This is a genomic window from Treponema sp. Marseille-Q4523 (assembly GCF_016901105.1).
Taxonomy (GTDB): Bacteria; Spirochaetota; Spirochaetia; order Treponematales; family Treponemataceae; genus Treponema_D.
Window position 1 is genome coordinate 1 of the sequence record NZ_JAFEVM010000060.1, and the last position, 7,606, is coordinate 7,606.

The window sequence follows — 7,606 nt, forward strand, 5'->3', positions numbered from 1 at the left end:
CGAAAAGACGGCAAGGATGCCGTCGGCAGGCACTGTGTCCGGTTTTGCGGTAAAAAATACTTGACATATACTATCAAATATGATAGTATATAAACATGGAAGCGCGATACACCGTTACCCTGACATCTCGTACAAAAAAAATGATCACAAAAATGCCGCAAGCAATACAGGAAACATTTGCGCTTCTCGTCGAAGATATACAGAAAAACGGCGCAATCAGAAAAAATTGGCGAAACTTTTCTGAACTCGGAAAGAATCGATATCATTGTCACTTAAAGTACCATTGGGTCGCTTGCTGGACATGGGAAAAAGGAACTTTTACAGTAGAGGTATATTATGCAGGTAGTCGTGAAAACGCCCCGTATTGATGTGAAAGTAGCCGGTAAAGGCATTAACGCATTTATTCGTATCTTAAAAAAGAATATCCCCGACGTGCAAATCATTGATGACGATACTCCGCAGAACATCGAAGAGTGGGATTATTTCCAGAAGATTAAAGCGCGTCTCACTCCCGCAAAAGTGCTTAAAATTCGTCGTGAAAACGCGAACCTGACGCAAGCCGCCCTTGCCGAAAAGTGCGGGATCGCGTCCGCAAATATCGCACGTATGGAAACGGGCAAGCGCAGCATCGGCGCAATAAGCGCGAAAAAACTTGCAAAAGCGCTCGGCTGCGACGCGGGGGATTTTTTCAGATAAAACGACACACCCGATTTATTTTCGTAACCGCGCAACTACACGGATACACAGATCGTGAAACTCTTTTTCCGTCATGCCGTATTTTTCCGCGAACTCCGAAGCAACGACATCTTCATCTGCCGTATCATCCTTAAACAATGCGGTATCGAAATCGGCGTATATCTCCGCTTCTCTTTCCGTAACCGCATTCGGCCAGTACGGCTCTTCGATCTCATTGATAATTTTCATCGTCCGGTAATTGCCGGTTTGCACATCCATCGCCTTGCCCCAGTCTCCGTCAGGCGCGAAATCGGCATAGCCCATGACGATGCCGTGATAAATAAGGCACTCGTAATCGTAAAACACGACCGATAAAGCGTTGAACGGCGTCCGCCGCTTCGCAGCCTCAAAAACCGTGTATGCGATTTCAGTCAGCTCCGCCTTTGTCGGCTCTCCCGTTACAACGACGTTGTACACATAGCGTTTGACCGTCGGAAACGATACATCCTTTGTCGACGCGATGCGATACTTCCCTTTAATTTCAGGCGGCACGACGTATTCTTGCACCGGCGGTGTTCGTTGTATCTCTTGCACGGGTGGCGTTTCCGCTTTTTTCTTTCCGCCGGTAAAACAGTTTCGAATTGAGCTGACGGTATAGCTTATCATGATAAAAAACATGATTACAGATAAGCAGCCGGTATCTGTCGATTTTTTTGTACTCATAGTCGCCCCCATCGTAAAATAAATCGCGCACTAATGCGGCATTTCCGAAAGCTGATACTTCCTGCAATGTCGGATTTTGAGAAATGTTTAACCGAACCGTAATATACGCAGTATCCCTATTATATCAGCGAACGTATTGCGTTACAAATCGATTTTAATTATGCATAAATATGCTATTTTATCGCATATTTATACAATCGAATCGTCAGGCGAAAATCGCGCCGCCCTCTCTTAAAACAGGTCGATTTTCCGCACTTTTTTGCAAATTTCGGAAAAAAATTATTAATTTTTATTACCCGCGTCATTGCATAAATATACGGTTTTTTGCGAAATTCTTTTTGTTTTGCTCGCTTGAAAAATCACTAAAGGTGAGTTTTTCGAGATGCTCATAAAAAGGAGATGTCCGCAATCAGCTTTAACGTTCATATAACGAGATGCGTTGCGATATTCGATTTTAGCATGATCTTTGTCTCCTATTTTATCATACGTCAATGCACGAATCTTATAAAATTCGGAATTGCAAAAATTAAAACTGATATCATAATTAAAAATACATGCATTGAAATCGGAAAGCGCTTTTTTATATTTTTCCAACGCATAATAACACAATCCCCGTCCATACAGAAAATCGGATTTTTTTATTATTTTAATTGCGCGATTATAATATATTACAGCTGTTTCATAATCGGCATTGCAATAATACATATATCCCATACGCTTATAAATTTCCGCATCGGCGGTTTGCAGCGCATACGCTTTTTTATAATATACAAGCGCATCATTATACATATTTTTTATAGCGGAGATATCGCCTAATACCGTATAAGCGTTTTTCAGCATAACAGCGTCATCGGACAACAAAACGAATTTTGTCAAATCAGATACCGACATTTCCGTATCGCCGGAATCGAAAAAGAACATACCGCGTTTATACAATGCAATCGGATCATCAGGATTTTCGGAAAGCACCTTATTATAGTCGAGAACGGTTTGTATGTCTCTATCGTGAAGCGTTTGTAATTCTTCGTTCAATTCAATCGCGGCAGCATCGTTATCATTATCTTGTAGAATCCTTTTCACATCGCGAAGGGCGGCATCGTAATCACGCATATCGGCTAAGACAAGAGCCCTGTTTAACAATAAATTTTTATCATCCGGATTTTTTTTCAAGAGATAACTTAAATCATCGACGGCATTTTGCATATATAATGTCCGGTAATAAATAAGAGCGCGTTTTAAACGTACCGCATCATCATCCGGATATTGAAACAATATTCTCGAATAGAAATGAACGGCATCTTCATAGGCTCCAACTTCGATCGCCGTCTTTGCACCTCTCATAAGGATATCGACGGCTCCGTCCGACAGTGTAAGCGTTCCGCAAGAAGACAATATCGTTGCCGCGGCTATAATAATGATAGTTTTTTTCATCCCTTTCCTCTTAGAGTTACATAACGCGACACATAATTTACGGTATATATTATATGCACCGCAACCGACTCCCGCTCAGTCTTCCCGTACGCGGTACACGCCCTTCGTTTCGCACACAAAGCGTTCTTCGAGCAAACGAAGGGCGGCTTTTTCCAAGCGTGAAAGAGAGATGCGCTCCGAGCGCGCGATTTCCGAAAGCGTGGCCGATTTTTTTTCGGTAAGCTGCCGAACGATGGCGCCGCGCGCTTCGCGGAGAGAGCCGCGAAAAGGAGACTGCCGCACGTAGTGAGCACTTTTTTGCGACGGATTTTGCACGCGTTTTTTAAGCTCGGCTCCGTAATCCATGAGAGCGTAATACCATTCGCGTACATTCGTTTTGTCGAGCGTCAGTTCGACGAGAGGAAGAATTTCCGCATCGGATACTTTTTCGTTTGTGTTTCCGAAAAAGAAAAAAATAAACACGGAGCGGATATTCGTTTCGATAAAGACTTCGGCTTTGTTAAACGCAAAGGCCGCTACGGCGCCCGCCGTATACGGTCCGATCCCGGGAAGAGATTCGAGGAGTTTTCTCTCGCGCGGAAATTTTCCGCCGTAAGAAGCGCATACTTCTCTGCACGCTTCCTGCAGATACTTCGCCCGCCTGTTGTAGCCGAGTCCGTTCCAATACGCAAGCACATCCGAAAAAGGCGCCGAAGCGAGAGAGGGCGCATCGGGAAAGGCTTCGATCCACGCTTCGTATTTCGGAACGACGCGAAGCGTCTGTGTCTGCTGCAGCATCATTTCCGAAACGAGTATTTTGTACGCGTCGTGCGTTTTCCGCCACGGAAAAACCCTCGCTCGCTCTTTATAATTTTTAATAATCGCCGCTCGAAAATCGTCGACCGCGTCTTGAGTCAATGTCATGCGTTTTTCGTCCCGCAGCCGCTCAATCGATTTTTTCGACAAAGCCGCGCGATACCAGCTCTAAAAGGATATCGTCCGCGATCTCTTTAGGAGTTTTACGTTCGGTGTCGATGACCATATCGGCTACTTTTTCGTAGGCGTCGTTGTCGATACCGTAGATTTTTTTATAGCGCTTCGTATCTTCTCTGTCGCGCATCGCGGTAAAATCGGCGATACCCTGCAAATCGCCTCCTTCGCGTTTGAAGATGCGCCGAGAACGCGCGAGGTCGCTCGCTTTGAGATAGACTTTTATATCGGCTTTTTCGAGCATCCAAATCGCAAGGCGAGAACCGAGCACGCAGGATTCTTTTTCGGCGAGTTCCACTTGATGCGTGTCGATATATCTGTCATAGCCGTCGTCGTTTTTCGCGTTTTCGATAACCTGTTCGAGCGTAAGCCCTCTTTCTTCGGCGAGCTGACGGAACGTATAATTGACAAGTTTGATGCCGAGAGAACGCGCAATGAGCGAGCTCACCGTCGTATTGCCGCAGCCGGATTTTCCCGAAACTGCAATGCGGAGTTCCCTGCCGTCTTTAATTTTATACCGTGCCATACATTTTCCTTATATTTTCCTTTTGTCGATTATTAATTTATTCGACGTTTCGAGCCTGCTCGCGTATGTTTTCGAGGGCGTCTTTTGCGGCGATCACTTGGGCGCTGACGTCGGCGAATTGGCTTTTGCTGCCGATCGTATTGATTTCCCGGTTTATCTCCTGACACAAAAAATCGATTTTTTTGCCGGGAGCGGCGTTCGTCAGCATTTCGTTTTTAAGCGCTTCGAGATGGCTTTGCAGGCGGACGACTTCTTCGTTTATCGTATACTTTACGATCATGGCGGCGGTTTCGGTCATGATGCGCTGCTCGTCGGCAGCGTCTCCCAAAAGTTCGTTAAATTTTTGCACAATCTGCTTTTTAAAAAGAAACTCCATTTCCGGCTGCCGCTTTTTAAAAAAATCCGCGGCATGGAAAAGCGTTTCGAGTTTTTCTTGTATGTCGCAGGCGAGATTTTCTCCTTCCCGCTTTCGGTCATTGCAAAAGGATTCGAGAGCTTCGGTAAAAACCGGAAAAATCATATTCCGATATTTTTCCATGTCATAGCTCATTTCGGTTTTGAGCACGCCGGGCTGCGAGGCGACGATGGAAAGGATGTCATTCTTTTGCGCACCTACAGCCGATGCAATATCTAAAATCGCACGGGCATAAAACTTTGCGGCGGGAATATCGGCGGTAACGATGCAATCGGGATCCGTTTCTTTTACGCGGATAAAGACATCGACTTTTCCGCGCACGACTTTTTCGGCGATCGCTTCGCGGAAACGCTTTTCGAGCCGATTCAAATACGGCGGGAGGTTTATCGTTACATCCAAAAATCGCGCGTTTACGGATTTTATTTCGACCGAAACGGAAGAGTCTTTGTTTTCCGCTTCGCTGTAAGCATAGCCGGTCATGCTCGTCATAGCGCATCCTTGCACGCGGCAAAAAGAGCGGTACCGAGTTTCCAGTTGTCGCCCGCGCCCATCGTTACAAAAAGACAGCCGTTCGGAAAATCGGGTGAAAGCGGTTTTGCCAATTCTGAAAGCGCAAAGTCTTTCGCGTCGAGCACTTCTTCAAAATAATGAACGTTTCCGTGATGCGCTTTTGTCTTTTCGAAAAGCGCTTTTCCGGTAACGCTCCCCCCTTCGGCGCTTTCGCGAGCGGAAGCGTATATTTTATGCAGGATCACTTCATCGGCATCGGAAAAAGCCGAAGCGAATTCTTCGAGGAGAGATGCAGTGCGCGTATAGGTATGCGACATAAAATCGACGATGATTTTTCTGCCGCCGTAAAATTCGCGGAAACCTTTGAGCGTCGTTTTGATCGCCGTCGGATGATGACCGTAATCGTCGATAAAGACGACGGAGTTTTTACCTGCGAACGCTTTTCCGATAACTTCACTCCGCCGTTTTCCGCCTCTGAAATTTGCAAGGCCGCGTACGATCCGCTCGCGGTAGAGATCGGGATCTTTTCCGTCGCTTTTAATAATTTCCCGCACGAGGGCGGAAGCCGCGCACGCGTCGAGCACTTCGTGTTTTCCGGGAACGTAAAGAGAAGCCTCTCCCAAAAAGCCGATCGAAAAATGCTGCGCTTCGTTTTCGGTTTTACCGATCGTCAAGCGGTAATCACCTTGCGCGCTTTCCCCGTAGGGGATCATTTCGATGTCGCCCCTCTTTTTATATGCCGCTTCGGCCGCTTCGACGGCGCCCCTGTCGTCCGCGCAGTAGATGAGGGTGCCGCCTGAGGGCAGCTTGCAAATAAAATCGATAAAGGCGTTTTTTATATCTTCATAGGTCGGATAATAATCCTGATGATCGCTTTCGACGCTCGTCAAAATTATCTTTTGAGGATGAAAGGACATAAAGTGGCGCCGGTATTCGCAAGTTTCCGCGACAAAATAATTGCGAGATTTTTTTATGTCGTAAGTTTTCGTCGTCATCGTGCAGCTTTCGCCGAAAGAGGCGATGGCGGAGCCCGCAAGCACTTGCACGGGGATATCCGTTTCTTCGAAAATCGTTCCGACGATTCCGGTCGTGCTCGTTTTACCGTGGACGCCCGAAACGGCGGCGCTGTAAGACTGCGCGGAAACTTCTCCGAGCGCTTCGGTGTATAAAAGACAGGGTATGCCGCGCGAGCGCGCTTCGATCAAGTCGGGATTTTTTTCGGGATCGTATGCCGATGAATAGATGACGTAATCGATATCGCCTGTGATGTTTTTTTCCGAAAACGCTCGGGCGCGTATGCCGAGCTTTTCGAGGACGGCGTCGGTGTAAAACCTTTCCGCGACATCGCTTCCGGTTATAAGGGCACCGCGTTTTTTGAGGATTTCGACGAGGGCCGCCATACCGGTGCCTTTTATGCCGACGAAGTGAACGCGAACGCCGGTAAAATCTTTCGGAAGAGAAATCGATGACATGGCGCTATTTTAGCACAAGCGCAAAAAACGCACAATGCGGAGAAAATGCGAAGATGCGAATAGAATAAAATATATGTACAATAACGCTTGCCCCTCAACGCAAAATCTTCATATCCATACATGAACATTATAAATAGTTTTTTATGTCTTATTTTATATTATTTCTTATATCTTTTATTAAGTTTGACAAAGGACGAACATAATCTTTTGTTCCTTCATTTTTTGAATACTTTATATATGCTTGACTGTCATCTAAAAGATAAAATCTTTGTCGTTGACTACCAAGCGTAACAATTTTGTCGTCAGATAAGTCATTATCTAAGGTAATCAAATGCCATATTTCTTTTATTTTCTTTTTAGACAAAATATCAGTGCTTAATGAAATTTGCTTCCACCGTTCTCGCAATGTCCTTTTACAGCTAATCCCTATAGTCCAGCCGTCCTTACATTTAAACCATTTATCGACTTCAAAATCAAAATCCAAATGTTCAGGTCCTTCTGAAGACTTAAATTTATAAAAATCAAACAAAAAACTTGTTACATCCTCTAATGACTTCCCTCCGCGAGATTTTCTTTTTTGCCCTAATCTCCTTTCAAATTCCTGAACAAAAGCTGTCATAATAATACTATCGTCTACGCTGTCATGCTCAATTTCAAGCAAATTAATCTTATCAATCAAATTACAAAAAGTTTCAACGACCTCTTTTCTTTCAATATCAAGACAGCCTTTTATACCCAAATCATCCCATACTGAAATAATTAATCCAACTTTTTTCTCTCCTTGTTTTTTTAGCAAAGACGACGCTATTGCTTGAGAAAATTCTTTATCATCAGACGGGATATTCTCCAAAGATCTATTAATTGGGCTTATGACATATTTAATAG

The 7,606-nt window shown here is 44.9% G+C and carries 8 protein-coding genes; 1 reads left to right on the forward strand and 7 read right to left on the reverse strand.

Annotation, left to right across the window (positions count from 1 at the left end; all coding sequences use genetic code 11):
• The first annotated feature begins 336 nt into the window (after positions 1-336).
• Positions 337-696, forward strand: a complete 360-nt coding sequence (locus JSQ97_RS12290; protein ID WP_205076311.1) for a helix-turn-helix domain-containing protein — start codon at positions 337-339, stop codon at positions 694-696.
• 15 nt (positions 697-711) lie between these two features.
• On the opposite strand, the gene JSQ97_RS12295 is transcribed toward JSQ97_RS12290, so the two are convergent.
• The 7 genes from JSQ97_RS12295 to JSQ97_RS12325 all read right to left on the reverse strand — a co-directional run.
• Complete coding sequence (locus tag JSQ97_RS12295; RefSeq protein ID WP_205076312.1) at positions 712-1,398, reverse strand: hypothetical protein; 687 nt, start codon at positions 1,396-1,398, stop codon at positions 712-714.
• Between the two features lie 282 nt (positions 1,399-1,680).
• Positions 1,681-2,829 (reverse strand): tetratricopeptide repeat protein, encoded by a 1,149-nt coding sequence (locus JSQ97_RS12300; RefSeq protein ID WP_205076313.1) that lies wholly within the window; start codon positions 2,827-2,829, stop codon positions 1,681-1,683.
• Positions 2,830-2,904: 75 nt separating this feature from the next.
• The gene (locus tag JSQ97_RS12305) at positions 2,905-3,732 is read right to left on the reverse strand and encodes an HhH-GPD family protein (protein WP_205076314.1); all 828 of its coding nucleotides are present in this window, start codon (positions 3,730-3,732) and stop codon (positions 2,905-2,907) included.
• 22 nt (positions 3,733-3,754) lie between these two features.
• The gene (gene cmk / locus JSQ97_RS12310; RefSeq protein WP_205076315.1) at positions 3,755-4,324 is read right to left on the reverse strand and encodes a (d)CMP kinase; all 570 of its coding nucleotides are present in this window, start codon (positions 4,322-4,324) and stop codon (positions 3,755-3,757) included.
• Positions 4,325-4,361: 37 nt separating this feature from the next.
• The gene (locus JSQ97_RS12315) at positions 4,362-5,228 is read right to left on the reverse strand and encodes a YicC/YloC family endoribonuclease (protein ID WP_205076316.1); all 867 of its coding nucleotides are present in this window, start codon (positions 5,226-5,228) and stop codon (positions 4,362-4,364) included.
• Complete coding sequence (murC, locus tag JSQ97_RS12320; protein ID WP_205076317.1) at positions 5,225-6,721, reverse strand: UDP-N-acetylmuramate--L-alanine ligase; 1,497 nt, start codon at positions 6,719-6,721, stop codon at positions 5,225-5,227. The genes JSQ97_RS12315 and murC overlap by 4 nt, the downstream gene beginning before the upstream one ends.
• Positions 6,722-6,869: 148 nt before the next feature.
• A partial coding sequence (locus JSQ97_RS12325; protein ID WP_205076318.1) for a PDDEXK family nuclease occupies positions 6,870-7,606 on the reverse strand: 737 nt, incomplete at its 5' end.

What these genes read in the sequence shown, in the direction of transcription:
- JSQ97_RS12290 (WP_205076311.1), top strand. Translation starts at nt 337, where the DNA reads ATGCAGGTAGTCGTGAAAACGCCCCGTATTGATGTGAAAGTAGCCGGT.
- JSQ97_RS12315 (WP_205076316.1), bottom strand. Translation starts at nt 5,228, where the DNA reads ATGACGAGCATGACCGGCTATGCTTACAGCGAAGCGGAAAACAAAGAC.
- JSQ97_RS12300 (WP_205076313.1), bottom strand. Translation starts at nt 2,829, where the DNA reads ATGAAAAAAACTATCATTATTATAGCCGCGGCAACGATATTGTCTTCT.
- JSQ97_RS12295 (WP_205076312.1), bottom strand. Translation starts at nt 1,398, where the DNA reads ATGAGTACAAAAAAATCGACAGATACCGGCTGCTTATCTGTAATCATG.
- murC (WP_205076317.1), bottom strand. Translation starts at nt 6,721, where the DNA reads ATGTCATCGATTTCTCTTCCGAAAGATTTTACCGGCGTTCGCGTTCAC.
- JSQ97_RS12305 (WP_205076314.1), bottom strand. Translation starts at nt 3,732, where the DNA reads ATGACATTGACTCAAGACGCGGTCGACGATTTTCGAGCGGCGATTATT.
- cmk (WP_205076315.1), bottom strand. Translation starts at nt 4,324, where the DNA reads ATGGCACGGTATAAAATTAAAGACGGCAGGGAACTCCGCATTGCAGTT.